Annotated in this window: 23 protein-coding genes and 1 pseudogene; 13 read left to right on the top strand and 11 right to left on the bottom strand. The window is 74.8% G+C overall.

The window, feature by feature from the left end:
- Position 1: 1 nt before the first annotated feature.
- On the top strand, positions 2–1,114 hold the full coding sequence (gene serC / locus J7W19_RS29570; RefSeq protein ID WP_004937881.1) for a 3-phosphoserine/phosphohydroxythreonine transaminase: 1,113 nt from the start codon (positions 2–4) through the stop codon (positions 1,112–1,114).
- Between the two features lie 3 nt (positions 1,115–1,117).
- Here the strand turns inward: serC and J7W19_RS29565 are convergent, their stop codons facing one another.
- The 3 genes from J7W19_RS29565 to J7W19_RS29555 form a co-directional block, all read right to left on the bottom strand.
- Positions 1,118–1,909, bottom strand: coding sequence for a methyltransferase domain-containing protein (locus J7W19_RS29565; protein WP_004937883.1), 792 nt, complete (start codon positions 1,907–1,909; stop codon positions 1,118–1,120).
- A gap of 16 nt (positions 1,910–1,925) precedes the next feature.
- Complete coding sequence (locus tag J7W19_RS29560) at positions 1,926–3,356, bottom strand: class-II fumarase/aspartase family protein (protein ID WP_004937887.1); 1,431 nt, start codon at positions 3,354–3,356, stop codon at positions 1,926–1,928.
- 164 nt (positions 3,357–3,520) lie between these two features.
- Complete coding sequence (locus J7W19_RS29555) at positions 3,521–4,093, bottom strand: hypothetical protein (RefSeq protein WP_004937890.1); 573 nt, start codon at positions 4,091–4,093, stop codon at positions 3,521–3,523.
- A 177-nt stretch (positions 4,094–4,270) separates the two neighbouring features.
- On the opposite strand from J7W19_RS29555, the gene J7W19_RS29550 reads away from it, so the two are divergent.
- Entirely contained in the window at positions 4,271–4,657 is a 387-nt protein-coding gene (locus J7W19_RS29550; protein WP_004937893.1) for a hypothetical protein, read from the top strand.
- Positions 4,658–4,660: 3 nt separating this feature from the next.
- Here the strand turns inward: J7W19_RS29550 and thrS are convergent.
- Positions 4,661–5,896: pseudogene (gene thrS / locus J7W19_RS29545) on the bottom strand (threonine--tRNA ligase); the annotation flags it as partial.
- 261 nt (positions 5,897–6,157) lie between these two features.
- On the opposite strand from thrS, the gene J7W19_RS29540 reads away from it, so the two are divergent.
- The 4 genes from J7W19_RS29540 to J7W19_RS29525 all read left to right on the top strand — a co-directional run bounded on the left by J7W19_RS29540 (position 6,158) and on the right by J7W19_RS29525 (position 11,285).
- Positions 6,158–8,860 (top strand): alpha/beta fold hydrolase, encoded by a 2,703-nt coding sequence (locus tag J7W19_RS29540; protein ID WP_040887427.1) that lies wholly within the window; start codon positions 6,158–6,160, stop codon positions 8,858–8,860.
- Positions 8,857–9,720: an ABC transporter permease gene (locus J7W19_RS29535; protein ID WP_004937899.1), complete on the top strand. Its 864-nt coding sequence runs from the start codon at positions 8,857–8,859 to the stop codon at positions 9,718–9,720. The genes J7W19_RS29540 and J7W19_RS29535 overlap by 4 nt, the downstream gene beginning before the upstream one ends.
- A gap of 100 nt (positions 9,721–9,820) precedes the next feature.
- Positions 9,821–10,699 (top strand): SCO6745 family protein, encoded by an 879-nt coding sequence (locus J7W19_RS29530; RefSeq protein ID WP_004937902.1) that lies wholly within the window; start codon positions 9,821–9,823, stop codon positions 10,697–10,699.
- A gap of 61 nt (positions 10,700–10,760) precedes the next feature.
- Positions 10,761–11,285 carry a nucleoside/nucleotide kinase family protein gene (locus J7W19_RS29525; RefSeq protein ID WP_004937906.1) on the top strand — a complete coding sequence of 175 codons (525 nt, stop codon included), beginning with the start codon at positions 10,761–10,763 and terminating at the stop codon, positions 11,283–11,285.
- 55 nt (positions 11,286–11,340) lie between these two features.
- Here J7W19_RS29525 and J7W19_RS29520 read toward each other — a convergent pair whose 3' ends face one another.
- Both J7W19_RS29520 and J7W19_RS29515 read right to left on the bottom strand, forming a co-directional pair.
- Positions 11,341–11,997 (bottom strand): response regulator, encoded by a 657-nt coding sequence (locus J7W19_RS29520; RefSeq protein ID WP_004937909.1) that lies wholly within the window; start codon positions 11,995–11,997, stop codon positions 11,341–11,343.
- Positions 11,994–13,301, bottom strand: coding sequence for a sensor histidine kinase (locus J7W19_RS29515; RefSeq protein WP_004937911.1), 1,308 nt, complete (start codon positions 13,299–13,301; stop codon positions 11,994–11,996). Before J7W19_RS29515 ends, J7W19_RS29520 begins: the two co-directional genes overlap by 4 nt.
- A 182-nt stretch (positions 13,302–13,483) precedes the next feature.
- On the opposite strand from J7W19_RS29515, the gene J7W19_RS29510 reads away from it, so the two are divergent.
- From J7W19_RS29510 to J7W19_RS29490, 5 genes are all read left to right on the top strand, one after another.
- Positions 13,484–14,572 carry an ABC transporter permease gene (locus J7W19_RS29510; protein WP_004937914.1) on the top strand — a complete coding sequence of 363 codons (1,089 nt, stop codon included), beginning with the start codon at positions 13,484–13,486 and terminating at the stop codon, positions 14,570–14,572.
- Positions 14,569–15,249 (top strand): ABC transporter ATP-binding protein, encoded by a 681-nt coding sequence (locus J7W19_RS29505; protein WP_004937915.1) that lies wholly within the window; start codon positions 14,569–14,571, stop codon positions 15,247–15,249. The genes J7W19_RS29510 and J7W19_RS29505 overlap by 4 nt, the downstream gene beginning before the upstream one ends.
- 296 nt (positions 15,250–15,545) lie before the next feature.
- Positions 15,546–15,785, top strand: a complete 240-nt coding sequence (locus J7W19_RS29500; protein WP_004937919.1) for a cation transporter — start codon at positions 15,546–15,548, stop codon at positions 15,783–15,785.
- Positions 15,786–15,851: 66 nt separating this feature from the next.
- Positions 15,852–18,119: a heavy metal translocating P-type ATPase gene (locus tag J7W19_RS29495; protein WP_004937924.1), complete on the top strand. Its 2,268-nt coding sequence runs from the start codon at positions 15,852–15,854 to the stop codon at positions 18,117–18,119.
- 182 nt (positions 18,120–18,301) lie between these two features.
- Positions 18,302–18,559, top strand: a complete 258-nt coding sequence (locus J7W19_RS29490; protein WP_004937925.1) for a hypothetical protein — start codon at positions 18,302–18,304, stop codon at positions 18,557–18,559.
- A gap of 26 nt (positions 18,560–18,585) precedes the next feature.
- On the opposite strand, the gene J7W19_RS29485 is transcribed toward J7W19_RS29490, so the two are convergent.
- The 3 genes from J7W19_RS29485 to J7W19_RS29475 are packed head-to-tail and all read right to left on the bottom strand — an operon-like array spanning position 18,586 to position 21,280.
- Entirely contained in the window at positions 18,586–19,086 is a 501-nt protein-coding gene (locus tag J7W19_RS29485) for a hypothetical protein (RefSeq protein WP_158688703.1), read from the bottom strand.
- Positions 19,083–20,588 carry an ATP-binding protein gene (locus tag J7W19_RS29480; RefSeq protein ID WP_004937929.1) on the bottom strand — a complete coding sequence of 502 codons (1,506 nt, stop codon included), beginning with the start codon at positions 20,586–20,588 and terminating at the stop codon, positions 19,083–19,085. The genes J7W19_RS29485 and J7W19_RS29480 overlap by 4 nt, the downstream gene beginning before the upstream one ends.
- On the bottom strand, positions 20,585–21,280 hold the full coding sequence (locus J7W19_RS29475) for a response regulator transcription factor (RefSeq protein WP_004937934.1): 696 nt from the start codon (positions 21,278–21,280) through the stop codon (positions 20,585–20,587). Before J7W19_RS29475 ends, J7W19_RS29480 begins: the two co-directional genes overlap by 4 nt.
- A 261-nt stretch (positions 21,281–21,541) precedes the next feature.
- Here J7W19_RS29475 and J7W19_RS29470 point away from each other — a divergent pair, with 261 nt between their 5' ends.
- Positions 21,542–23,188: an acyl-CoA dehydrogenase family protein gene (locus J7W19_RS29470; protein ID WP_004937937.1), complete on the top strand. Its 1,647-nt coding sequence runs from the start codon at positions 21,542–21,544 to the stop codon at positions 23,186–23,188.
- Positions 23,189–23,213: 25 nt separating this feature from the next.
- Here the strand turns inward: J7W19_RS29470 and J7W19_RS29465 are convergent, their stop codons facing one another.
- Positions 23,214–23,663, bottom strand: coding sequence for an NUDIX domain-containing protein (locus tag J7W19_RS29465; RefSeq protein ID WP_004937941.1), 450 nt, complete (start codon positions 23,661–23,663; stop codon positions 23,214–23,216).
- 104 nt (positions 23,664–23,767) lie between these two features.
- Positions 23,768–24,802, bottom strand: a complete 1,035-nt coding sequence (locus J7W19_RS29460; protein ID WP_004937944.1) for a radical SAM protein — start codon at positions 24,800–24,802, stop codon at positions 23,768–23,770.
- A 232-nt stretch (positions 24,803–25,034) separates the two neighbouring features.
- On the opposite strand from J7W19_RS29460, the gene J7W19_RS29455 reads away from it, so the two are divergent.
- Positions 25,035–25,802 (top strand): GntR family transcriptional regulator, encoded by a 768-nt coding sequence (locus J7W19_RS29455; protein ID WP_004937945.1) that lies wholly within the window; start codon positions 25,035–25,037, stop codon positions 25,800–25,802.
- Positions 25,803–25,990: the final 188 nt, after the last annotated feature.

The following is a 25,990-nucleotide window of genomic DNA, read 5'->3' as shown; positions in this document are numbered from 1 at the left end:
GATGGCCGGGGGCGGGGACACCGGTGGCGGGTACGCGTACAACTTCTGCGCGGGGCCGGCGACGCTGCCCCGGTCCGTGATGCGCCGGGTCCGCGAGGAATTCGCGGCGCACGCGGACGACGGCGCCTCGATCGTCGAGATCAGCCACAAGAGCCCCCGGTTCACCGCGCTGCTGGAGTCGGCCGTCACCCGGTTCCGGGAGCTGTGCGGGGTGCCCGACGGCCACCACGTGCTGTTCGTGCACGGCGGGGCGCGCATGCAGTGCTCCGCCGTGCCCCTCAACCTCGTCTCCCGCTCGCCGAGCCGTACGTCCGGCTACGTGGAGACCGGCTTCTTCGCCCGGCAGGCCCGGGCGGAGGGAGCCCGCTACGGCACGGCCGCCGTGGTCGCGAGCAGCGCGGACACCGGCTTCGACCGGATACCGGCCGTGCACCCGGACGACTGCCCGCCGGACGCCGCGTACGTCCACCTGACGAGCAACAACACGGTGTACGGGACGCGCTGGCACTCCTTCCCGCACGGCCTCCCGGCCCCGCTGGTGGCCGACGCCACGTCCGACGTCCTCTCCCGGCGGCTGGACTTCTCCCGCTTCGGCGTCGTCTACGCGGGCTTCCAGAAGAACCTCGGGCCGTCGAGCCTGGCCCTGGTCGTCGTCCGCGACGACCTGCTCGGCCACGCCCTGCCCGGGACGCCGCTCCTGCTGGACTACGCGGTGTACGCCGAGAGCCGGTCGCTGCACAACACACCCAACACCTTCGCCCTGTTCGTCCTCTCCCTCGTCCTGGACTGGGTCGGGGAGCAGGGCGGCCTGGACGCCGTCGAGCGCGCCGACCGGGACAAGGCGGACGTGCTCTACCGGGAGCTGGACCGGTCGGCGTTCTACCGCCCGACCGCGCACCCCGCCCACCGGTCCGTCACCAACATCACCTTCCGGCTGCCGGACGCCCGGGCGACGGCCGACTTCCTGCGCCGGGCGGACGCGGAGGGGCTGCGGGGGCTCGCCGGCCACCGCAGCGTCGGCGGCGTCCGCGCCTCGGTCTACAACGGGATGCCCCCGGCCGGCGTCCGGGCCCTGGCCGGCTTCCTCCGCGAGTACGAGCGCACCCGCGGATGAGGGTCAGCCGGCGGGCCGGACGGCGGTGAAGGCGTAGCGGCCGAGGCTGTAGAAGAACCGTCCGGTGCGCGCCAGTTCGCGCTGTTCGTCGCCCCAGGCGCGGGTGGTCCCCGGGTCGGCCTCGGGGTGCCCGGCGAGGAACGCCTCGACGAAGCCCAGCTGCCAGTGGCTGTAGACGCCGGGGTGGCAGTCGCGGTTGACGAACGTCAGGGTGGTCAGCCGCTCCTCCCGCAGCCCCGCCCCCGCCAGCAGCGGGCCCAGCCGCTCGGGGAGCCGGGGGTCGGCCACGTGGTCGTCCCACAGCCGCAGCACGTGCCGCATCCGCGCGCGGTCGCGGGAGTGCCACACCAGCGAGTCCCAGTCGGTGTCGAGGACCACCGCCCGGCCGCCGGGCCGCAGCACGCGCGCGAACTCGGCGAGGGCGCCCTCGACGTCCTCCACGTACTCCAGCACCTGCGACGAGACGACCGCGTCGAACGAGCCGTCCGGGAACGGCAGTTCCTCGCACCGCCCTTCCTCCAGGCCGACGCGGCCGTCGCCGCCGCACCGCCGCCGGGCCAGGTCCAGCATCGACGGGCTGACGTCGACGCCCCGGAGGACGCCGTCCGGGCCGATCTCGCGGGCCATCTCCTCCAGCAGGTAGCCGGGCCCGCAGCCGGCGTCGAGGACGCGTTCCCCGGGACGGAGGGCGAGCAGCGAGCGCAGGTGGGCGCGCTGGCCGGTGAGTTCGGGGGTGTGGGCCTCGGCGTCGGCCTCGGTGGCGCGTTCGCCGTCGAAGCGCAGGTAGCCGGTCATACGGGCCTCCGGGTCGTCAGCGGTGGGCGGGGGCCGGGGCGGCGGCGGTCAGCCAGCGCCGCGCCCGTTCGACGGTCCGGTCGGTGAGTTCACCGGAGGCGCCCAGGTAGCGGGCGGGGTCGAGGTACTCCTCCAGGGCGGCGGCGTCGACGTACCGGCCGACGACGTCGTGCTTCGCGAGGGCGGCCCGCAGGGAACCGCCGTCGTCCTGGGCGTGCTGGCTCGCCTCGTAGACGAGGGCGTGGGCGCTCTGTTTGCCGATCGCGCGGCCGAGGGCGAGCATCAGGGTCTCGCTGCAGAGCTGCTCGCCCGTCCGCCGGGCGTTCCCGGCCATCCGCTCGCGGTCCACCCGCAGGCCGGCGAGGACGGCGTTGAGCGCGGCGAGGGCGGCGAGGGTGTGGTGGGAGACGTCGGCGAGGGCGGCCCACTCCACGCGCAGGCCCCGGGCGTCGCGCTCGTGCTCCTGGAGCATGCCCTCGATGCCGAGCGCCGCGTTGGCCCGGGCCAGCCGGGCGAGGACGACGACCTGCGCGGAGCGCTCCGGGTTCCGCTTGTGCGGCATCGTGCTGCTGCCGACCCGCCCGTGCTCCCAGCCCTCGGCGAGCTCCCCGATCTCCGGCCGGGACAGCTCGTGCACCTCGTTGGCGACCCGGGCCAGACCGGCCGCGAGCAGGGCCAGGACGGTGCCGAACTCGGCCGGCCGGTCGCGCGCGGTGTGCCAGCTGACGGCGGGCACGCCGAGACCGAGCCGCCGCGCGAACACGCCGAGGAGCGCCCCGCCGTACGGACCGAACCCCGCCATGGTGCCGGCCCCGCCGAACAGCTGCGCCACCAGCGCCTCCTCGCGCAGCCGCGCCAGCCGCCCGGCGTGCCGCAGCAGTTCGTCGAGCCAGCCCGCCGCCTTCAGCCCGAACGTGATGGGGACGGCGGGCTGCCCGTAGCTGCGCCCGGTCATCAGGCTGTCGCGGTGCTCCTCCGCGAGGTCGGCGAGCCGTGCCACCATGGCGGCCAGTTCACGGTCGGCCTCGTCCAGGACGTCGCGCATCTCCAGGGCCTGGGCGGTGTCCTGGATGTCCTGGGTGGTGGCCCCCAGGTGCACCATCTCGCCCCGGCCCCCGGTACAGACGGCCTCCACACCGCGCAGCAGCGGTACCAGCGAGTGCCCGGTGCGCCGGAACTCGGGCGCGAGCGCGTCGAGGTCGACCCGGCCCGGCGCGCAGGCCCGGACGATCTCCTCGGCCGTCGCGGCGGGCAGCATCCCCACCTCGGCCTGACTGGCGGCCAGCACCGCCTCCACGTACAGCCACCGCTGCAGCCGGCAGCGGTCGCAGAAGATCCGGCGGCTGGCCGGGGTGCCGTACGCGTTGCCGTGGAACAGGGAGTCGACGACGTGTCCGCGGTCGTGGGCGCAGTGCGCCGCCGCGGGCGGGGCTGACGGAGTGTCCATGGAACCTCGCCGTGGTCCGTGAGGGGGTACCCGCAGGTTGCCGCGGAGGCGCGCGGCCGGCTTCCATGCCAGCACTTCGGTGCCGGGGTGACAAGGGCGTGGGGCGCCCGGGTGCGGTCCCCGCTCCCCCGCGGTGGGGACCGCGCCCGGACGCCGGTCCGGGGTCAGCGCCGGGGGAGCCAGTGGTGGACCTTGTAGTCCCCCTTCTCCACGGTCTCGAAGGGCGCGCTGCCCAGGCACTTGGGCACGCTCTTGGTGGGCAGGCCGTCCAGGGCCCAGCTGTAGCCGAGCCGGTCCTCGCGGCCCTCGTCGAGGACGGTGAAGCCGAACCGCTTGCCCTTGAGGTTCCGGACCTTCGGCATTCCCGGCGCGTCGACGACGTGCGAGTCGGTGACGACGCCCGTGGCGACGGCGGCCTTGCCGCCGGTGATCAGGCAGTCGATACGGCCGTTGAAGGAGACGCTCCACTTCGGGCCGTAGCGGTGGCTCACCCGGAAGGTGCCGTGCGCCTTGTCGAGGAAGCCGTGCGCGTCGAAGGTGAAGTGGACGTCGTCGCCGGGCTTCCGCGCGAGCTTGCCGGTGCCGGTGAGCGACGGCTCGTCGGCGGTCCGGGCGGCGGCGGGCCGCCCGGAGCCGTCGGCCGCGGCCGGGCTCGCGGCGCCGGTGGTGAGGGCCACCGCAGCGACGCCCGCGAGGGCGGTGGCGACGGCGGTGAAGGGGCGGCGGGCGCGGGGCATGTCGGTTCTCCTGACGGGTGGTGAGGCGGTCCGCCGGGGGGCTACCCCGGCCGGACACCACTCTGCCGCCGCCCGCCCGGGCGGCACCTCGTCCCCGGAGCCGATGCTCCTCCGCCGCGCGGCGGAACGCGGCTCCCCCGCGCGGCGGGTGCCGGCGGCGTCCGGCATGATCGGGGCGTGCGCGCCGCCGTCCGACTCCTCCGCGACGGCCCTCCCCGGGCGCGCGTCCGCACGGCCTGGGGGCGGGCCGTCGTGCGCTGGTGCGGCCCGCCCGGCGCGGCCGACGGCGTCCACACCGTGGAGTGGACGGTCGACGAGGACGTCGTCTGGGGCCGGAACGCCCGCCCGGCCGCCGTGTCCGCGCCGGGCCTGTGGCCGGAGGGCGACCGGGTGGTGCTGCGCGGACGCCTCCACGCCGACGGGGACGGCACGGCGTGGCTCGCCTGGGGCCCGGCGACCGTCCTCCTCGACGTCACCGGGCCGCTGCCGGACGGCGCCGACGGGCAGTGGGTGGAACTGCGGTGCCCGGCCGCGCGGGTGGCCCTGTACCCGTACGCCCTCTGACCGTCACCCGGCCGCCGGCTCGTCCCACAGGTCGGTGCGGTGTGCCCGGACCAGGTCCCGGACCCGGGACAGGAACGCGTCGGCGGGCAGCGGCGCGAGCCTGCGGCCGTCGCGCAGCCGGACGGCGAGCTGCCCGGCGGCGGCCTCCCGGGGGCCGAGGACGGCCTGGTACGGGACGAGCCGGGCCTCTCGGATACGTGCCCCGAGGGTGCCGCGGTCGGGTGCGACGGCCTCGGCGCGGAGGCCGAGTTCCGGACAGCGCCGGACGATCGCCTCGGCGGCGGGCAGCTCCGCCTCGGAGACGGGGAGGAGGACCAGCTGCACGGGGGCGAGCCAGGCGGGGAAGGCGCCGCCGTGCGCCTCGATGAGGTGGGCCACCGCCCGTTCGACGCTGCCGATGACCGCGCGGTGGACCATCACCGGGCGGTGCCGGGCGCCGTCCGCGCCGATGTAGTGCAGGTCGAACCGCTCCGGCTGGTGGAAGTCGATCTGGACGGTGGACAGGGTCGACTCCCGGCCCGCCGCGTCGGCGATCTGCACATCGATCTTCGGCCCGTAGAACGCGGCCTCCCCCTCGGCCGCCTCGTACGGCAGCCCGGACCGGTCCAGGACGTCGGTGAGCAGGGCGACGGACCGCTCCCACAGCTCGGGCGCGGCCACGTACTTGCCGCCCGGCCCGGGCAGGGACAGCCGGTAGCGGACGGGGACGACGCCCATCGCCTCGTACGCCCGGCGGATCAGTTCCAGGGCTCCGGCGGCCTCGTCGGCGACCTGGTCGAGGGTGCAGAAGATGTGCCCGTCGTTGAGCTGGATCGCCCGGACCCGGGTGAGTCCGCCGAGGACGCCTGAGAGTTCGGACCGGTACATGCCGCCCAGCTCGGCGACGCGCAGCGGCAGTTCGCGGTAACTGTGCGAGCGGGAGCGGTAGATGAGCGCGTGGTGCGGGCACATGCTGGGCCGCAGCACGACCTGTTCGCCGCCGAGGTCCATCGGGGGGAACATGTCGTCGTCGTAGTGCGCCCAGTGGCCGGAGATCTCGTAGAGTTCGCGTTTGCCCAGCACCGGGGAGTACACGTGCCGGTACCCCGCCCGGCGTTCGACCTCCCGGATGTACTCCTCCAGCGCGTGCCGCACGGCGGCCCCGTCGGGCAGCCAGTACGGGAGGCCCGCGCCCATCAGCGGATCGGTGTCGAACAGGTCGAGCTCACGGCCGAGTCGGCGGTGGTCGTGCACGGCGGTCTCCTCGGGGTGGTGAGGCGAGTGACCGCGGCAGTGCGAAGCCCCGGGGCACTCGCCCCGGGGCTTCGGACAATGTCAGCTGTCAGCGCGCCGGGACGGATCCGGCGTCGTCGTCAGGTGGTGATGGGCGCGCTGCATGCGGATCAAGCTAACAGAGGGGCGAGCCGTGTGTCAGTCCGTTAAGGATGTCCCTCTGGAGGAGGGACCGGGGCAAACCCCCATCCGCCCGGCAGGCGCAGCGCCCCGCATACCATTCGCGACATGAAGCTGCGTTTGCCCCGCCCCCGGCTCCCCAGCCGCGGCCGCGGCCGTCTGACCGCCGCCCTGGCCGCGCTGGCCGTCCTCGCCGGCGCCGGCACCTGGACAGCGGCGGAGGCCACCGGCGGCGACTCCCCGGTGCACCGCGAGGACCGGTTCCTGACGATGCCGGAGTCAACGGGCGGCGCCGAGGCCGCCGTCCGCATCGACACGTCGTTCTTCACCGCGGGCGGCGACGCCCGCAGACCCGCCGTCCTCCTGGCCCACGGCTTCGGCGGCGACAAGGACGACGTGCGCGGCCAGGCCGAGGAGCTGGCCCGCCGGGGCTACGCCGTCCTCACCTGGTCCGCCCGCGGCTTCGGCGACTCCACCGGCCGCATCGGCCTCAACGACCCCGACCGCGAGGTCGCCGACGTCAGCCGCCTGATCGACTGGCTGGCCAAGCGCCCGGAGGTGCGGCTCGACCGCGAGGGCGATCCCAGGGTCGGCATCGCGGGCGCCTCGTACGGCGGCGCCGTCGCCCTGCTCGCGGCCGGGTACGACAAGCGCGTCGACGCCATCGCCCCGCAGATCACGTACTGGGACCTGAACAGCGCCCTCTTCCCGAACGACGTGTTCAAGAAGCTGTGGACGGGCGTCTTCTTCACCACCGGCTCGACCTCCACCACCTCCGGAGCGAAGGGCTCCGGCGGCGGCTGCGGCCGGTTCGAGCCGGAGCTGTGCGCGATGTACGAGCGGGTCGCCGTCGCCGGGCGGCCGGACGCGAGCGCCCGCGCGCTGCTGGAGCGCCGCAGCCCGGCGGCCGTGGCCGGGCGGATCAGAACGCCGGCCCTGCTGATCCAGGGCCAGAGCGACTCGCTCTTCCCGCTCACGGAGTCGGACCGGGCCGCCGAGGCGCTGGCCCGCAACGGCGCGCCCGTGGCCGTCGACTGGATCGCGGGCGGCCACGACACCGGTGGCTCCGACGAGGAGGGCCGCGTCGCCGACCGTACCCGCGCCTGGTTCGACCGGTACCTCAAGGAGGACGAGGGCGCCGGCACCGGACCGGCGTTCCGGATCAGCAGGACCGGCGGCCTGGACACCACCGACGGCAGCGCCCGGCTGCGCGGCGCGACCGCCGACCGCTACCCCGGCCTGCGCGGCGACACCCGGCCGGTGCCGCTGACCGGCCGCGAGCAGCGCTTCGGCAACCCGGCGGGCGGTTCGCCGCCCGCGGTGTCCGCCGTGCCGGGGCTCGGGGGCCTCTCCCGCCTCTCCGGCCTGGGTGTCGGGGTGTCGCTCGACTTCCCGGGCCAGTACGCCCGTTTCGACTCCCCGAAGCTCACCGAGAGCGTCCGCGTCACCGGCACGCCGACCGCGCGGGTGCGGGTGGCCTCGGACAGCGGCGAGGCCGTGCTGTTCGCGAAGGTGTACGACGTGGGCCCGGACGGGCGGCGGCAACTGCCCGGCCAGCTGGTCACCCCGCTGCGGGTGACGGACGCCAAGGGCGGCCGGACGGTGGAGGTGCGGCTGCCCGCGGTCGACCACGTCTTCGAGGCCGGCCACCGGATGCGGCTGGTCCTCTCCTCGACCGACCTCGGCTACGCCTCGCCGGCGGCCCCGGCCGCGTACACCGTCTCCCTCGCGGACCGCGAGCTGAGCGTGCCCACCGCGCCCGGCGTGCGCACCGGTTCGTCCGCGCTGCCCTGGTGGACGTGGGGTTTGCCGGCCGGCGGGCTGGTCATCGCGTTCGCGCTGCTGCTCACCGGCCGCCGACGCGGTCCCGTCCCCGCGCCGGATCCCGCGCTCGCGGACGTCCCGCTGGTCATCGACGGGCTGAGCAAGCGGTACGCCAAGTCGGCGGACCGGTACGCCGTCCGCGACCTGTCGTTCCGGGTGGAACGCGGCCAGGTGCTCGGCCTGCTCGGGCCGAACGGCGCGGGCAAGACGACGACGCTGCGGATGCTGATGGGCCTGATCCGGCCGGACGGCGGCGAGGTGCGCGTCTTCGGGCACGCGATCCGGCCCGGCGCGCCCGTGCTGTCGCGGGTCGGGGCGTTCGTGGAGGGCGCGGGCTTCCTGCCGCACCTGTCGGGCCGGGCCAACCTGGACCTGTACTGGCGGGCCACCGGCCGCCCGGCGGAGGACGCGCACGTCGACGAGGCCCTGGAGATCGCCGGGCTGGGTTCGGCGCTGGACCGGGCCGTCCGCACGTACTCGCAGGGCATGCGGCAGCGGCTGGCCATCGCCCAGGCCATGCTGGGCCTGCCGGACCTGCTGATCCTGGACGAGCCGACGAACGGGCTCGACCCGCCGCAGATCCGCGAGATGCGCGAGGTGATGATCCGTTACGCGGCGGCCGGGCGCACGGTGATCGTGTCCAGCCATCTGCTGGCCGAGGTCGAGCAGAGCTGCACCCACCTCGTGGTGATGGACCGGGGGCGGCTGGTGACGGCGGGCCCGGTCGCGGAGATCACCGGCTCGGGCGAGACGCTGCTGGTCGGGGTGGCGGGCGAGGTGTCCGAGGCCGTCACCGAGAAGGTCGGCGCGCTGCCCGGCGTGGCGTCGGCCGTCCGCGCGGAGAGCGGGCTGCTGGTCCGGCTCGACGGCGCGAGCACCCCTGAACTGCTGGTGGAACTGGTCCGGCTGGAGATTCCGGTGACGGGTGTGGGCCCGCACCGGCGGCTGGAGGACGCGTTCCTGACCCTGATCGGAGGCCAGGCATGAGTGCGGGCACGAGGACGTCCCCGGCCGCGCCCGGGTACCGCGCAGGGCGCACCCTGCCGCTGCGGGTCGAGGCGGCGCGGCAGGCGCGGCGGCGGCGCACGCTGGTGGTCGGGGGTGTGCTGGCGGTCCTGCCGTTCGTCCTGATCGCGGCGTTCGCGATCGGCGGACGGCCGGGCGGCCGGGACGGGCGGGTGACGCTGATGGACACCGCCACCGCCTCGGGGGTGAACTTCGCGGCCACGGCGCTGTTCGTCTCGGCCGGGTTCCTGCTGGTGGTGCCGGTGGCGCTGTTCTGCGGCGACACGGTGGCGTCGGAGGCGGGCTGGTCGTCGCTGCGCTATCTGCTGGCGGCGCCCGTGCCCCGGACGCGGCTGCTGGCGAGCAAGCTGGCGGTGGCGCTGGGGTTCAGCGCGGCGGCGATCCTGCTGCTGCCGCTGGTGGCGCTGGCGGCGGGCTCGGCCGCGTACGGCTGGGGGCCGCTGCGGCTCCCCACCGGCGGGACGCTCCCGGCGGACACGGCCGTGGCCCGGCTGGCGGCCGTCGTCCTGTACGTCTTCGTCAGTCAACTGGTCACGGCGGCCCTGGCGTTCTGGCTGTCGACGGTGACGGACGCGCCGCTGGGCGCGGTCGGCGGGGCGATGGGCCTGACCGTGCTCGGCAACGTCCTGGACGCGGTGACCGCGCTCGGCCACTGGCGCGACCTGCTGCCCGCGCACTGGCAGTACGCCTGGGCGGACGTCCTCCAGCCGCACGCCGAGTGGGGCGGCATGATCAAGGGGACGGCGGTGTCGGTGGCGTACGCGCTGGTCCTGTTCGCGCTGGCGTTCCGGCACTTCCGGGCGAAGGACGTGGTCTCCTGACGGACCGATCGGGGTAGGGGGCCCTGGCGGCGGGCCGGCCGGGCGTTCCGCCAGGCCGGCCCGCCCCGCGTGACATCTCCCCCTTGTACGGAGGTTTTCCATGAACGACGCAGCGGCCACTGCGCCGGAGAGCACGGCCCGCGCCCTGTGGCGGCTGGCCGAACCGGTGCACGCCGTCACCTACTTCACGCCCGAGGCGCGGGCGGCCTACGAGGACGCGGGGCTGCGGGGCTGGCGGCGCGGCTACTTCGCGGGCCGCGCCGCCCCGTTCGGCCCGGTGGGCCCCGAGCCGGTGGCGGCCTCCTTCTTCGGCTTCGCCCCGGCGACGGTCGCCGGCGCGCTGCCGTCCGTCTGGGAGATCGTCTCCCCCGGCCGCGCCCTCGAACTGCGGCGCGCGGGCGCCCGGAACGCGCTGCGCCGGCTGCTCGCCGGCCGGGACGAGGAGGTGGGCAGAGCCGCCGGCCTGCTCGCAGAGCGCGTCCGCGCGCTCGACTGCGGCGGGCGGGTGCTCAGCGCCGCCAACATGGCGCTGGGCTTCCCGGTGGATCCCCTCGACCGGTTGTGGCACGCGGCGACCCTGCTGCGCGAGCACCGCGGCGACGGCCATGTGGCGGCGCTGGTCGCGGCGGGCCTGGACGGCTGCGAGTCCCTGGTCCTGCGGGCCGGCCTCGACACCCCGCGCTCCGAACTCCAGCCGTACCGCGGCTGGACGGACGAGGAGTGGGACGCCGCCGCCCGCCGCCTGGCCGCCCGCGGTCTCCTCGCCCCGGACGGCACCGCCACGGACGAGGGCCGCCTGCTGTACGCGTCCGTCGAGGCGGCGACGGACCGGGCGGCGGCCCGCCCGTGGCAGGCCGTGGACCCCGGGGAACTCCGGGAGTTGACGGACGCCCTCACCCCGCTGTCCCGCGCCTGCGCGGAGGTGCTGCGCTACCCGAACCCGATCGGCCTGCCGGTGCCGGAAGCCGCGGCGCGCTGAGCGAGCGCGCCGACGGAGAATTTATGTGCGCCGGGCCGGCCGGCGACGTCACGATCACGCCATGACGGACTACGAGGCACTGCTGATCGGAGGGCGCTCCGGCGTCGGCAAGTCGACGGTGGGGTGGGAGGTTTCGGGGCTGCTGGAGGAGGCGGGCGTTCCGCACTGCGTCGTGGACGGCGACTACCTGGGCCATGTGAGCCCGGCCCCGCCGGACGACCCGCACCGCGCGGCCCTCACCGAGCGCAACCTGGCGGCGGTGTGGGCGAACTTCGCGGCGCTGGGCCACCGCCGGCTGATCTACACCAACACGGCGAGCGTGCTGGAGGACGGCCTGTTCCGCCGCGCCCTGGGCGGCGGTTCGCTCCGCCTCGTCCGCGTGCTCCTCACCGCCTCGGACGAGACCGCCGCCGCCCGCCTGGCCCGCCGCGAATCCGGCGGCGGGCTCACCGCCCACATCCGCCGCGGCCACGCCGCCGCCCGGCGCTTGGACGCCGAGGCCCCGGCCGACACGGTCCGGGTGGCCACGGACGGGCGGCGGGTGCGGGAGATCGCCCGGGAGGTGGTGAAGGTCGTGGGGTGGTGAGGGGTCGGGGGGTGCTCTGGTGGTGCCTACCGAATTGCCCGGTGGCGCCCGCCGCCTAGCGGCGGATCAGGCCGAGGTCGGTCGCCGCCGCGACCGCCGCCGTGCGCGAGTCCACGCCCAGCTTGGTGTAGACGCGGGCCAGGTGGGACTTCACCGTCCCTTCGGTGAGGTGCAGCCGGGCGCCGACGGCCTGGTTGGAGAAGCCCTCCGCGACCAGTGCCAGGACCTCGGTCTCGCGGCGGGTCAGGGCCGTGCCGGGGGCTCGCAACCGGTTCATCAGGCGGTCGGCGACCGCGGGGGCCAGGGTGCCGCGGCCGGTGGCGGCGGTGCGTACGGCGGCGGCCAGGTCCTCCGGCGGTGCGTCCTTGAGGAGGTAGCCGGTGGCGCCGGCCTCGATGGCCGGGAGGGTGTCGGCGTCGGAGTCGTACGTGGTGACGATCAGTACGCGGGGGGCGTCGGGCAGTACGCGGGGGGCGTCGGGACGGGCGGTGATCCGGGCGGTGGCCTCGGCACCGTTCATGCCCTTGCCGAACCGGAGGTCCATCAGGACGACGTCGATGCCGCCCAGGGCGGCGCGGGCGACGGCCTCCTCGGCGGTGGCCGCCTCGGCCGCGACGACGAGGCCGGGCTCGGTCTCCAGCACGGCGCGCAGCCCGGCCCGTACCACCGGGTGGTCGTCGGCCAGCAGCAGGCGGATGGGGGTGTCGGTCATGGACGGGCCTCGGGGTCGGTCACGGTCTCGGGTTCGGGCTTGTACTCGGTCTCGGGTTCGGTCCGTGCCGCGGCCACGGGCTCGGTTCCGTGCCCGGTGGGCGGGGTGAGGGGGAGCCTGGCGGTCAGCACGGTGCCCTGACCGGGCGTGGACGCGACGGTCAGGTCACCACCGAGCTCGTCGATGCGGGCGCGCATGGCCGCGAGGCCGAACCCGCCGTTCTCCGGATCGGGGGCGGGCAGCAGCCCGGGGTCGAACCCCCGCCCGTCGTCGGCGACGCGGAGGACGACGTGGTCGCGCGGGCGGTCGAGGGTGACCTCGGCGGTCGTGGCCCCCGCGTGGCGGACGGTGTTGGCGAGGGCGGACTGGGCGACGCGCAGCAGGGCCACCTCGTACGCGGTGGGCAGCGGGGCGGGTCCGCCGGTGCGCCGGAAGCGCACGGCGAGCCGGTGCCGGGCGCCGGTGGCGGCGCACAGGCGGTCCAGGGCGTCGGCCAGCGTCGTGCCCTCCAGGGCGGGCGGGGCGAGGGCGGCGACGAGGCGGCGGGCCTCGGCGAGGTTGTCGACGGCGGCCTGGCGCGCCTGGTCGACGTGGCGGGCGGCGGTCTCCGGCGCGTCGGGCAGGGCGCGTTCGGCGGCGCGCAGCAGCAGTTGGATGCTGGAGAAGCCCTGGGCGAGGGTGTCGTGGATCTCGCGGGCCAGGCGTTCCCGCTCGGCCAGGACGCCGGCGGTGTGCTGGGCCCGGTCCAGGTCGGCGCGGGTGGCGGTGAGTTCCTCGATCAGGCGCCTGCGCTGTTCGCTCTCCCGGTAGAGGGCCTGGTAGCCCCACACCACCGCCACGGCCACCGCGGCGCCGAGGGCGGGCCCGATGGCCATCGCCGCGCCGAACGAGCCCCGGTGCGCCGCGAAACCGGCGGCGGCCGCCGCCGCGGTGGCCGCCACGGCCGCCAGGGCGGCGCGGCGGGGCAGCAGGTGGAGCTGGAGGAAGTAGAGCGGGAACGCCACCCACACCGCGTCGGCGGACAGCGCCAGCAGCACCAGCCAGACGGCGCCCAGGGCGGCCGGCCACAGTGCGGCGGCCCGTCGCGAGGGGCGGTTCCCCCGCAGCGCCGTCCCCCACAGCACCGGACCGGCCGCGTACACGAGGGCGCAGGCCGCCGCGACGGCGACGGTCCATCCGGCGTGCGGCCCGCCGTCGGCCACGGCCCGGCCGCCGGCCAGCAGGAGCAGGCCGACGACCAGCAGGTGCAGGCACCAGGTCAGGGTCCGGGTGACGGGGGTGGGAGCGGGGGCGACGGTGTTCACAGTCCTCCCAGCCTAAGGAACCCCGCCCCCGGCCCGCCTCTGTCGAAAGGTGCAAGACGGGGGCCGTCTTTCGGCCCGCGGAGTGTGTTCCCCCGCCGGATGTCCGCGCACGGGACCGGCGGCGACAGTGGTGCGTACCCCGTCCCCAGCCCCTCCGTACCCCCTGAAGGCAGGCCGCAGCCGTGTTCGTCGCGTGGAGAGATCTCAAGTACGCCAAAGGGCGCTTCGCCCTGATGGGCACCGTCATCGTGCTGATCACCCTGCTGATCGGGCTGCTGTCGGGGCTGACCGCCGGTCTGGGCCGGGAGAACACCTCCGCGATCACCTCGCTGCCCGCCGACCGGATCGCCTTCGGCGCGCCCGGCGACGGGTCGGGCCCGTCGTACTCCGACTCCACCGTCACGGCCCGGCAGTGGCGGACGCTGGCCGGGGCGCCGGGGGTGCGCAGCGCCGAGCCCCTGGGCATCGCCACCACCAAGGCGCGGGCCGGGAAGCGGAGCGCCGCGGTGTCCGTGTTCGGCGTCCGGCCCGGTTCCGCGCTGGCCCCGGAGGGCCGCAGGATCGACGGGCGCGCCGTGGTCCTGTCCGCTTCCGCCGCGCACGACCTGGGCGTCGCCGCGGGCGGCACGGTCAGCCTGGCGGGGCAGGCGGTCACGGTCGCCGCCGTCAGCGGTGACGCCTCCTTCAGTCACACGCCGGTCGTCTGGGCCTCCCTCGACGTCTGGCGGAAGGCCGCGCCTCCCTCGGGGACCGCCGACGGGGCGACCGCCACCGTCGTCGCCCTGCGCACCGCCCCCGGCGCCCGCCTCGCCGCCGCCGACGAGGCCGCGGGCACCAGGACGGTCTCCAAGGACGACTCGCTGTCCGCGATCGGCTCGTACACCTCCGAGAACGGCTCGCTGCAACTGATGCGCGGCTTCCTCTTCGCGATCTCCGCCCTGGTCGTCGGGGCCTTCTTCACGGTGTGGACCATCCAGCGCGGCGGCGACGTCGCCGTCCTGAAGGCGCTGGGCGCCTCCACCGCCGGTCTGCTCCGGGACGCGCTGGGGCAGGCGCTCGCCCTGCTGACCGTCGGCACCCTGATCGGCACCGGGATCGCGGCTGCGGTCGGCGCCGTCGTCGCGGGCTCGGACGTGCCGTTCGTCCTCACGCCGTCCACGCTGCTGCCGCCGGCCGGGGTGCTGGTCGCGCTCGGCGCGCTGGGGGCCGCCCTGTCCGTCCGCCGTCTCACCTCCGTCGACCCGCTGATCGCCCTGGGGAGCGCCCGATGAGCCTCACGCTGACCGATGTCACCCTCACCTACCCCGACGGCCAGGGCCGGCTGACCGCCCTGGACGCGGTGACGCTCGACGTGCCCCGGGGCAGCCTGACCGCCGTGGTGGGCCCCTCGGGCTCCGGGAAGTCCAGCCTGCTGGCCGTCGCCGCCACCCTCGTCACCCCCGACGCGGGCACCGTCACCGTCGACGGCACCGTCACCGCCGGCCTGAGCCGCGGCGAGCTCGGCGCGCTGCGCCGCCGCGGGATCGGCATCGCCTTCCAGCAGCCCAACCTGCTGCCCTCCCTGACCGCCGTCGAACAGCTCCAGGTCATGGCCCATCTCGACGGCCGCTCCCCCGCCAAGGCGCGCGGCCGGGCCATGGAGCTGCTCGACGCCGTCGGCCTCGCCGACGTCGCGCACCGCCGTCCGAACCGGCTCTCCGGCGGGCAGCGCCAGCGCGTCAACATCGCCCGCGCCCTGATGAACGACCCCACCGTCCTCCTGGTCGACGAGCCCACCAGCGCCCTCGACCACGAGCGCGGCGCCGCCGTCATCGACCTGCTCGCCGCCCTCACCCGTCGGCGCGCGACCGCCACCGTCCTGGTGACCCACGACCGCACCCACCTCGCCGCGGCCGACCGGGTCGCGGAGGTGCGCGACGGACGGCTGCGCTTCCCCGGCGCGCCCTGAGGGCCCGAGGCCCGGGTTCCGGCTCCGGTGCCGCCCCCGCTCATGGGGCGGCACCGGAGCCTTCGCCGTCTTCCGGGCCGCGGGCGAAGCGACGCGTGCCTTGGGCGGCCACCGATGGGGGTCTTTCACGGATCCGTTCACGGATTTGTCCGACATACCCCCCGGGGGTAGCACGAAAGCGCTCCCGAACCCTTGCCCGTCATACACCCTGGGGGTATACATAGAGACGTTCGAGGGATACCCCCCAGGGGTATAAGATCCCCACAGAGTCCAAGCCGCGCACCAGGAGGCACCCCATGTCGACGCCGAACGCCACCGCCCCCACCGTCACCACCACCTACGCGGTCACGGGCATGAGCTGCGGCCACTGCGAGTCCGCCGTCACCGAGGCGGTCGGAGCGCTCGGCGCCGTGCGGGCCGTGAAGGTCGACGTGGCCGCCGGGCGGGTCACCGTCACCACGGCCGGTGAGCCGGACGACGCGGCGGTGGCCGAGGCCGTGGACGACGCCGGGTACGAGCTCGCCGGCCGCGTCTGACCGTCCCCCGAGTCCCCAGCCTCGCCGGGGCCCGCCCCGGCCACACCTCCAGTCACAGGAGCAGCGATGCCCAGCACCACCACCGGGACATCCGGTACGGACCGCGTCGAACTCGCCATCGGCGGCATGACGTGCGCGTCGTGCGCGGCCCGCGTCGAGAAGAAGCTCAACCGCATGGACGGGGTGGTGGCCACCGTCAACTACGCCACCGAGAAGGCGCAGGTCACCTATGACGCCGGCGTCACGGTGGCCGACCTGGTCGCCACGGTCGAGGCGACGGGGTACACGGCGGCGCCGCCCGCGCCGGCCCGCCCCGCCGACGGGGGCGACGAGGACACGGCCGGCCGGGCGGCCGACGGCGAGTTGCGCCCGCTCCGCGAGCGGCTGATCACCGCCGTGGTGCTGGCGGTGCCGGTGGTGGTGCTGTCGATGGTCCCGGCGCTGCAGTTCGAGTACTGGCAGTGGCTGTGCCTCACCCTGACCGCGCCGGTCGTCACCTACGCGGCCTGGCCGTTCCACCGGGCCGCGTTCACCAACGCCCGGCACGGCGCGGCCACCATGGACACGCTGATCTCGCTCGGCACGTCGGCGGCGTTCCTGTGGTCGCTGTGGGCGCTGTTCCTCGGGCACGCGGGCATGCCCGGCATGACGCACTCCTTCGAGCTGACGATCGCGCGGGGCGACGGCGCCGAGAACATCTACCTGGAGGCGGCGGCGGGCGTGACCGCCTTCATCCTGGCCGGCCGCTACTTCGAGGCCCGGTCCAAGCGCCGGGCGGGCGCGGCGCTCCGGGCGCTGCTGGAGCTGGGCGCCAAGGAGGTCACCGTCCTCCGGAACGGCCGGGAGGTGCTGATCCGCACCGAGGAGCTGGCCGTGGGCGACCGCTTCGTCGTCCGGCCCGGCGAGAAGATCGCGACGGACGGCACGGTGGTCGAGGGCGGTTCGGCCGTGGACGCCTCGATGCTCACCGGTGAGTCGGTGCCGGTCGAGGTGGGCGTGGGCGACGCGGTCACCGGCGCCACGATCAACGCGGGCGGCCGACTGGTGGTCGAGGCCACCCGGGTCGGCGCCGACACCCAACTGGCGCGGATGGCCCGGCTGGTGGAGGACGCCCAGAACGGCAAGGCCGCGGCGCAGCGGCTCGCCGACCGGATCTCCGCCGTCTTCGTCCCCGTCGTCATCGCGCTCGCCCTGGGCACGCTGGCCTTCTGGCTGCTGAGCGGCGCCGGGCTGACCGCCGCGTTCACCGCCGCCGTGGCCGTCCTGATCATCGCCTGCCCGTGCGCCCTCGGGCTCGCGACCCCGACCGCGCTGATGGTCGGCACCGGGCGCGGCGCCCAGCTCGGCATCCTGATCAAGGGCCCGGAGGTGCTGGAGACCACCCGTGGCGTGGACACGATCGTGCTGGACAAGACGGGCACCGTCACCACCGGCCGGATGACCCTGCTGGCCGTCACCGCGGCGGCGGGCACGGCGGAGGACGAGGCGCTGCGGCTGGCCGGGGCGCTGGAGCACGCCTCCGAGCACCCGATCGCCCGGGCCGTGGCGGCGGGCGCGACCGAGCGGGTCGGCACGCTGCCGGTGCCGGAGGACTTCGCCAACGTCCCCGGGCTCGGGGTGCAGGGCGTGGTGGACGGGCACGCGGTGCTCGTGGGCCGGGAGAAGTTGCTCGCCGAGTGGGCCATGTCGCTGCCGCAGGAGCTGGCGGCGGCGCGGGACGCCGCCGAGGCGGCCGGCCGGACGGCGGTCCTGGTGGCCTGGGACGGCGCGCCGCGCGCGGTGCTGGAGGTCGCCGACGCGGTGAAGGAGACCAGCCCGGAGGCCGTGCGCCGGCTGCGCGAGCTGGGCCTGACCCCGATCCTGCTGACCGGTGACAACCGGGCGGTGGCCGAGGCCGTGGCCGCCGAGGTGGGCATCGACGAGGTGATCGCCGAGGTGCTGCCCGAGGACAAGGTGGCCGTCGTCAAGCGGCTGCAGGCCGAGGGCCGGTCGGTGGCCATGGTCGGCGACGGCGTCAACGACGCGGCGGCGCTGGCCCAGGCGGACCTCGGGCTGGCGATGGGCACGGGCACCGACGCGGCCATCGAGGCCGGCGACCTCACCCTCGTCCGGGGCGACCTGCGGGCGGCGGCGGACGCGATCCGGCTCTCGCGGAAGACGCTGGGCACCATCAAGACCAACCTGTTCTGGGCCTTCGCCTACAACGTGGCCGCCCTTCCGCTGGCCGCGGCCGGCCTCCTCAACCCGATGATCGCCGGCGCGGCGATGGCCTTCTCCTCGGTCTTCGTCGTCGGCAACAGCCTGCGGCTCCGGACCTTCCGCGCCGCCGAGTGAGGCCGCGCCCCGCGCGACACCGAGCGGTCGCCGGGCGGACGATCACCGTCCGTTCGGCGACCGCTCGGTGTCGTCCTCGTGATGAATCCGTAACAACGGGATCCCCCGCACCGCCCGGCGCGTCTCCCCTGGTGAGAACGGACGAGTACGGACACGCACGAGCACAGGGAGGGTGCGACGCCATGGCGCTGCCCCAGCTGTACAGGAACAGGATCACGGCGCTGGTCGCCGTCACGGTCTTCGGCTTCGCGGGCACCCTGACCGCGGCGGTCACCGCCGAGGCGGTCGGCCGCAGTGCCGCGGCGGGCCTGCCGGCGGAGACCGGCGCGGGCACCGGCCCGGCCGGCCGGGCCCAGGGCGACCGCCCGGCGGACGGCGACGCCGCGCGGACCGTCGTCGTCGTCCACGGCGGGACGTCCCAGGCCCGTCCCCACCCCTGAGCGCGCCCCGAGCCCGGTCCCGCGTCCTACGCGCGATCGCACTCCAGCGGGCCCAGCCGCTTCCCGCCGCCGGACAGCTCCACCCGCACCCGGTTCCACGGCAGCCCGCCGGGCACCTGGTTGTGGGCCGCGGTGCACACCAGCTGGGTGCGGGCGGTCCGCGTGAGGCGGCTGACGTCGAGCGGCAGGACGATCTCGACGCGCCCGGACTCCGTCGTGACGCGCACGCCCGCCTCGGGCCGGATGCCGATGTCGCTGTAGAGACCGCGCGTGCGCTCCGCCTCGTTGGGCCCCTTCAGCATCAGCCGTACCGCGTCCTCCGCGGTCACCGGACCGTCCGCCGGGCGCGAGGTCCCGATGACACCGGTCACCACGGCGAAGTACAGCCGCGCCTCCCAGCCGGGCGCGCCCGGCTGGCGGACGCCGGTGGCCGGCTGGCCGAACTCGATGACCTCCGTCGGCTCGATGCCGCAGCCGGCGAGCGTGCCCAGCAGGAGCACCGCGGCCGACACGCGTCGTGCCCTCACTCCTCGTCACCTCCTGTGCGCAGGGGGAGGTCGACGGTGAACACCGCGCCTCCGCCGGGCCGGTTGGCGGCCCGGATGGTTCCGTGGTGCAGCCGGACGTTCTCCAGCGTGATGGCGAGGCCGAGGCCGCTGCCCTCGGAGCGGACCCGGGCGGCGTCGGCCTTGTAGAAGCGGTCGAAGACGTGCGGCAGCACCTCGGGGTCGATGCCCGGGCCCTGGTCGGCGACCTCGATGAGCAGCCGTTCCGCCGTACGGTCCGCACGGACCGCCACGTGGACGGGGGCGCCGCCGTGCCGCAGGGCGTTGCCGACGAGGTTGGCCACCACGACGTCGATGCGCCGGGTGTCGAGCCGGGCGCGGACGCCGTCCGGCAGGTCGGCCTCGACCTCGTCCTGCCAGTTGCGGGCCTGGAGGGTCTTGCGGACGGTCTCGGCGACGTCGACCTCGTCGAGGTGGAGCGCGGCGGCGCCCGCGTCGAAGCGGGAGATCTCCATCAGGTCCTCGACCATGCGGGCGAGCTTGCCGGTCTCCTCGCTGATCAGCCGGACGGCGTGGGCGGTGTCCGGGTCGAGGGTGGCGGCGTCCTCGTCGAGCACGTCGACGACGGCCGTCATGGCGGCCAGCGGCGTGCGCAGCTCGTGCGAGACGTCGGCGGCGAAGCGGCGCGCGTTGGCCTCCATGCGGCGGAGTTCGGCGACGTTCTCCTCCAGGGCGGCGGCCATGCCGTTGAACGTCCGGGAGAGTTCGGCGAGTTCGTCGCGGCCGGTGACCTTGAGACGGGTGTCGAGCGCGCCCTCGGTGATCCGCTGGGCGCCGCGGCGCAGTTCGCGTACGGGCCGGAGGACGCCGCCGGCGGCGATGAGCGCGGGCACCACGGCGAGGGCGACGGCGGGCAGCGCGCCGCTCTGGGCGGCGTCGACGAGGGCCTGGACGTTGGCCTCGTCCTCCCGCAGCGGAACCCGGGCGAAGACCTCCACGCCGGACGGTTTCGTGTTGTTGCTGAAGGTGACGGGGAGGCCGATGACGAGCCAGGGGCGTCCCTCGGTCTCGACGCGCTGCACGGCGGCGATCCCGGCCTGGACCTTCTTGCGCACGCCGGTGCCGATGGCGGCGTCCTCGCCGGGGCGGAGGGACGGGACCATGGGCCCGTCGCCGTAGCGGACGTGCACGACCCAGTGCTGGGCGGCCTCGCCGGCCCGGTTGAGGTTCGCCGCGAACTTGGCGAGACCCGCCGTACCGGGCGGGTACGACAGGTCGGGGGCCTGGGAGTTGACCTGGCCGCGCAGGGCGTTGACGGCGGTGTCCTGGGTGCGCTGGAGGATCGCGGTGCGCGCCTCGCGGAAGGTGAGCGCCGCGGTGGCCAGCGCGCTCAACGCGGCGACGAGCAGGAACGCGACCACGAGCCGGGCGCGCAGGCCGCGGGCGAGGGTGCGCAGGGCGGGCTTGCGCGCCCCGGCGGGGCGCCGCCGATCGTCCGGCCGGCGCGCGCCGAAACGTCTCACAACGGGCCGAACCGGTAGCCGAAGCCGCGCACGGTCTGGATGTAGCGGGGCGAGCGCGTGGAGTCCTCGACCTTGGTGCGCAGCCGCATCACACAGGCGTCCACCAGCCGGGCGTCGCCGTGGTAGCTGTGCTCCCAGACGTGCTCCAGGAGCTGCTGGCGGCTGTGGACGCGGCCGGGGGTGGCGGAGAGGTGGAGCAGCAGCTTCATCTCGGAGGGGGCGAGCGCGAGGTCCTTGCCGTGCTTGGTGACGACCAGGCCGGCGCGGTCGACGACCAGGTCGCCGTGGACCTCGGCGGGCCGGGCGGCGGCCTCGGGACCGCCGTCGGCGGGAGCGGCGCGGCGGAGGACCGCGCGGATGCGGGCCTCCAGGACCTCGCCGCGGGCGGGCTTGACGATGTAGTCGTCGGCGCCCGCCTCCAGGCCGAGGACGACGTCGATGTCGTCGCCGCGGGCGGTGAGCATGATGATCGGGAGCTGCTGGGTGGCGCGTATCCGGCGGCAGACCTCGAAGCCGCTGACGTCGGGGAGCATCAGGTCGAGCAGGATCAGGTCGGGCCGGAAGGCGCCGAGCGCGGCGAGCCCGGCCTCACCGGTCGCCGCGGCCTCGACCTCGTGGCCGCGACGGCGCAGGGTGAGGGTGACCCCTTCCCGTACCGCTCGGTCGTCCTCGATCAGAAGCACGCGTGACATAGGGACAGTATCGATCCGATCATCACACCGACGCGCCGGATGGGACCCCGTCCGGGGAACTGTCACCGATTGCTCATATTCACCTGAGGCCCCTGTGGCCTCTCCTGCCTCGACTTTTTCACCGGAGAAGCCCCGCCGTGCGGGCCTGGGCGGGATAATGACCAGCCGATTGTCCGTACGCCATCAAGCCCATGATCAAGCCCGCGACCCGAGCCCCCTCCAGCCCTCGACTGCACGATCACCAGCGATCCGGAGGTCGCCATGAGCAGCACGCACGAGGTTCTCAACCAGGCCCCGCCCCTGACCGGCTTCACCACCGCCGACGACCCCGCGCTGCTGGAGGCCCTCCGCCGGGACGGCGGCGGCCGGGGCGAGGAGGAGGTCCGCGCTCTGGGGGTGCGGGCCGGTTCGGAGGAGGTGCAGGAGTGGGCGCGGCAGGCCGAGGCGTACCCGCCGGTGCTGCGCACCCACGACCGGTACGGCCACCGGGTGGACGAGGTGGAGTTCCACCCGGCGTGGCACCACCTGATGGCGGCGGCCGTGGAGAGCGGCCAGCACGCGGCGCCCTGGGCGGACGGCCGCCCGGGGGCGCACCTGATCCGCGCCGCCAAGTTCTACGTCTGGGCGCAGGCCGAGCCCGGCCACGGCTGTCCGATCTCCATGACCAACGCCGCCGTCCCCGCCCTGCGCGCCCAGCCCGACCTGGCCGCCGTGTACGAGCCGCTGCTGGCGTCGCCGGTGTACGACTACGGGCTGCGGCCGCCGCTGGGCAAGCGCGGCCTGATCGCCGGCATGTCGATGACCGAGAAGCAGGGCGGCTCGGACGTCCGGGCCAACACCACCACGGCCGTCCCGGCGGGCGACGGCACGTACGTGATCACCGGGCACAAGTGGTTCACCTCCGCCCCGATGAGCGACGTCTTCCTGGTCCTGGCCCAGGCCGAGCAGGGCCTGACCTGCTTCCTCATGCCGCGCGTCCTGCCCGACGGCACCCGCAACGCGATGCGTCTGCAACGGCTGAAGGACAAGCTCGGCAACCGCTCCAACGCCTCCTCCGAGATCGAGTACGAGCAGGCCGTCGCCTGGCCCGTGGGCGAGCCGGGGCGCGGCGTCCGCACGATCGTCGAGATGGTCAACATGACCCGGCTCGACTGCGTCATCGGCTCGGCCGCCGGCATGCGCGCCGGGCTGCGGCAGGCCCTGCACCACACCACGTACCGCCGGGCCTTCGGCGCCGAGCTGATCGGCCAGCCGCTGATGCGCAACGTCCTGGCGGACCTCGCCGTCGAGTCGGAGGCGGCCACGGCCCTGGCGATGCGCCTGGCGACGGCCCTGGACCGGTCGGAGGCCGGGGACGAGGCGGAACGCGCCCTGCGCCGGCTCGCGCTGGCGGCCGGCAAGTACTGGGTGTGCAAACGCGGCAGCGCACACGCGGCGGAGGCACTGGAGTGCCTCGGCGGCAACGGCTACGTCGAGGAGTCGGGCATGCCCCGCCTCTACCGCGAGGCGCCGCTGCTCTCCATCTGGGAGGGCTCCGGCAACGTCGCCGCCCTGGACGTCCTGCGCGCGCTCACCCGCGAACCCCAGGCGCTGGACGCCTACTTCGCCGAAATCGACGCCGCCGCCGGCGCGGACTCCCGCCTCGACGCCGCCACCGCCCGCCTGCGCACCCTGCTCACCACCCTCGACGACCCCCACCGCGCCCAACTCACCGCCCGCCGCCTCGCGGAACACCTCACCCTCGTCCTCCAGGGCAGCCTCCTCGTCCGCCACTCCACCCCCGCCATGGCCGACGCCTTCTGCGCCTCCCGCCTGGCCGGCGACTGGGGCGGCGCCTTCGGCACCCTCCCCCCGGGCGCGGACCTGGGCGGGGTACTGGAACGGGCGGTGGTGAAGGACGCGGGGTAGGACCCCGGTCCGCCGGGCGCGCCTGTCAGGTTCCGAAGCCGAGCCGATCGGACAGGAACAGGGCGAGCGGCCCGGCCGGGAGCAGGAACCTGCCTTCCCGTGCGGCGGCGATGGCGTCACTCATGGGCCACCAGGAGAGTTTGAAGTCCTGCTCGGCCGGGGTGAGTTGCTGCTGCCCGAGGGACAGGTCGCGGGCTTCGAAAAGGAAGACGCGGGCGGTGGACTCCAGGCTGATGGCGTACGCGCCGAGGGCGCGCCACCGCCGGGCGGTGACACCAGCCTCCTCCCGAAGCTCACGCCGTGCGCACTCTTCGGGGCTTTCACCGTCTTCGCGCCGGCCGCCGGGCAGGAACAGATACTCGCCACCGTGCCGGGGAAAGCGGGCGCTGAGAACGGCGGCGAGGCCCTGGCCGTCTCGGGCCACCACTACGGCGGCGTCGCGGGCCGGGCCTCGTCGGTGCTCGTCGTCGCTCATGGCGCGTGAGCTTAGTGGAGGGCGTCCGCCTCACCAGGACTTCGATGAGCGACTGGAGGTTCGAGGCGTCCGATACGAATCCGCTTCGTATGCGGGTTGCAACGTCACAGCGTCCCCTCGGTGAAGGCGGCGACGTGGCGGGCGACCGCTTCGGCGAGGCGGACGGGGTCGTGCAGCAGGTCCTTGACGTCCGCGCGGAGATCGCCGCGCAGGAGGCAGGGTTGCAGCCCGCCGTCGTGGTCCAGGCGCAAGGCCCAGAATCCCTCGACGCAACGCGAGCGCAGCGCGCAGGTGCCGCATTGGCCGACATGGTAGCGACCGAGGCCGCGGTGGATGACCTCGACCTCGACGCCGTCGACGCGAAAGACGCGCCGCCCCTGGCCGACACCGGCGATCTCGGTGCGTTCCTCGACGGTCAGGGTCCGCAGATAGGCGACGACGTCATCGGCCGGCGCGGCCGACTCGGCGCGATCGGCATTGAAGTCGGTGCCGACCAGCTCGATGAACTGCACCGGCAGGCGACGGGCGAGAGCGAAGTCGAGGATCGGCCGGATCTCGTGGGCGTTGTCGTTGAGCAACAGGCAGTTCAACTCGACACGGTCGAACACTTCGCGCGCCGCCTCGATACCGTCGAGGACGGCGACGATGCCGAGGCGGGTCGCGGCGATGGCCCGGAACGTGTCGTCGGAGAAGTAGTGCAGGGAGACCTTCACCCTGTTCAGGGGCGTATCCGCAAGCCACGTCTGGCTGGCGCGGACACGGGTGCCGTTGGTGATCAGTGTGTAGGAGGCGTCCGGACCCGGGGCGGGGAGCCGCTGGAGCACGGGCCGCGCCAGGGGCGAGGCAAGCGGTTCACCGCCCGTGAAGTACACCCGCTTCAGGCCCGCTTCCATCAACGCGGTGATGGTTGTGAGGTAGTGGCCCGCGCACAGAGAGCGGGGGCGCTGCTTCTTCGTCGGGTCGCGCCGGGCCAGTCCCGGCGGGATGTCGCCTTCGTCGTGGCAGAACCAGCAAGCGATGTTGCAGGCGGGGCCGAAGGACACACGCAGTTGGCCACGCAGGGCGGCGAAGCTGCGCAAGGCGGTCCAGTCGGTGGTCGGAGAAGGGGCCGGTGAGCCGAGGGTGAGCGGCACTTCCATGGCAACCTCCGGAACGGTGACGTGCAGCCACCTGTGTGGGATGACACGGGAGACGCGTGGCGCCTGACGGTCCGGCCGACCTGCTCATGTGGGGAGCAAGGCAGGTAAGCCACACAGACATCTGGGTGGCCTATGCCACATCATAGCGTGGCATAGGTCGACTCAAGCAAGAGTGCAGAGTGACCTAGTACGCTCAACTGGCCTAGGTCACACCTCTGTTCGGAGGCACGCCATGACAGCCACCTCGCACGAACCAGCCGAGCCCCGCCACCCCTACATGCGCCTCGCGGCCGACCTTCGCCGCCGCATCCTCGACGGTGACCTGCCCGAAGGCGGCAAGCTCCCCAATCACCGCGCCCTCGCCGCCGAGCATGGTGTCGCCGTCGCCACCCTGCAAAAGGCCCTCGGGCAACTCCAAGTCGAGGGCTACATCCGCACCAGCCAGCGAGGCACCTTCATCGCCAACGCGCCCCGGGCCGGGTCCTCTGGGTACGACCGCATCACCCGAGTCTTGCGCACCGGGAGCGTCCTCGGCGAGGGCGAGAGCGTCATCGTCACCGACGCCACCCTCACCGTCCCGCCCCTGTACGTCGCCGACCTCTTCGACCTCGACGAAGGCGACCAAGTCGTACGCCGCCAGTGGCACACCGGCCGCGGCCACCAGCGGCTCATGCTCGCGGTGACCTGGTACCCGGCCGAGTTCGCCGCGGCCGTCCCGGATTTGCTGTCCACCGCCCCCGGCAAGGCCCCCGGGCTACTCCCTCGCATCATGGAAACCACCGGCCGCCGCCCCGTCGAAGGACGGGACGACATGCACGCCCGGGACGCCGACGCACGTGAAGCCGACTTCCTCGGCCTCAAGACCGGCACCCCGATTCTCGCCGGCGCCCACCGGCTCTGGGACAGGGAGGGGATCATCGAGTACGGGGAGTGGTGCCTGCCCTACCGGCACGTGATCGGCTACGAATACCGGTTCGACGCCGCGCCGGAGGGCACTTAGACGCCGGGAGCCGGCGCTGGAACTCGCGGAGCGCGGTCCCACAGCCGCGTACGGCCCGGCCCTCGTCGTCCCTAACCGTCTTGCAGACGTGCGTGGCCAGACTCAGCGTTCAGCATGTTCGCGCACGCGCGAGCCGCGGCCCCCTCCTCGGGGTCGCGGCTCGGCTGTCACGGTGGGGTCGGGGGAGT

The sequence above is a fragment of the Streptomyces mobaraensis NBRC 13819 = DSM 40847 genome (assembly GCF_017916255.1).
Taxonomy (GTDB): domain Bacteria; phylum Actinomycetota; class Actinomycetes; order Streptomycetales; family Streptomycetaceae; genus Streptomyces; species Streptomyces mobaraensis.
This window is presented reverse-complemented; position numbering and strand designations above follow the sequence as displayed.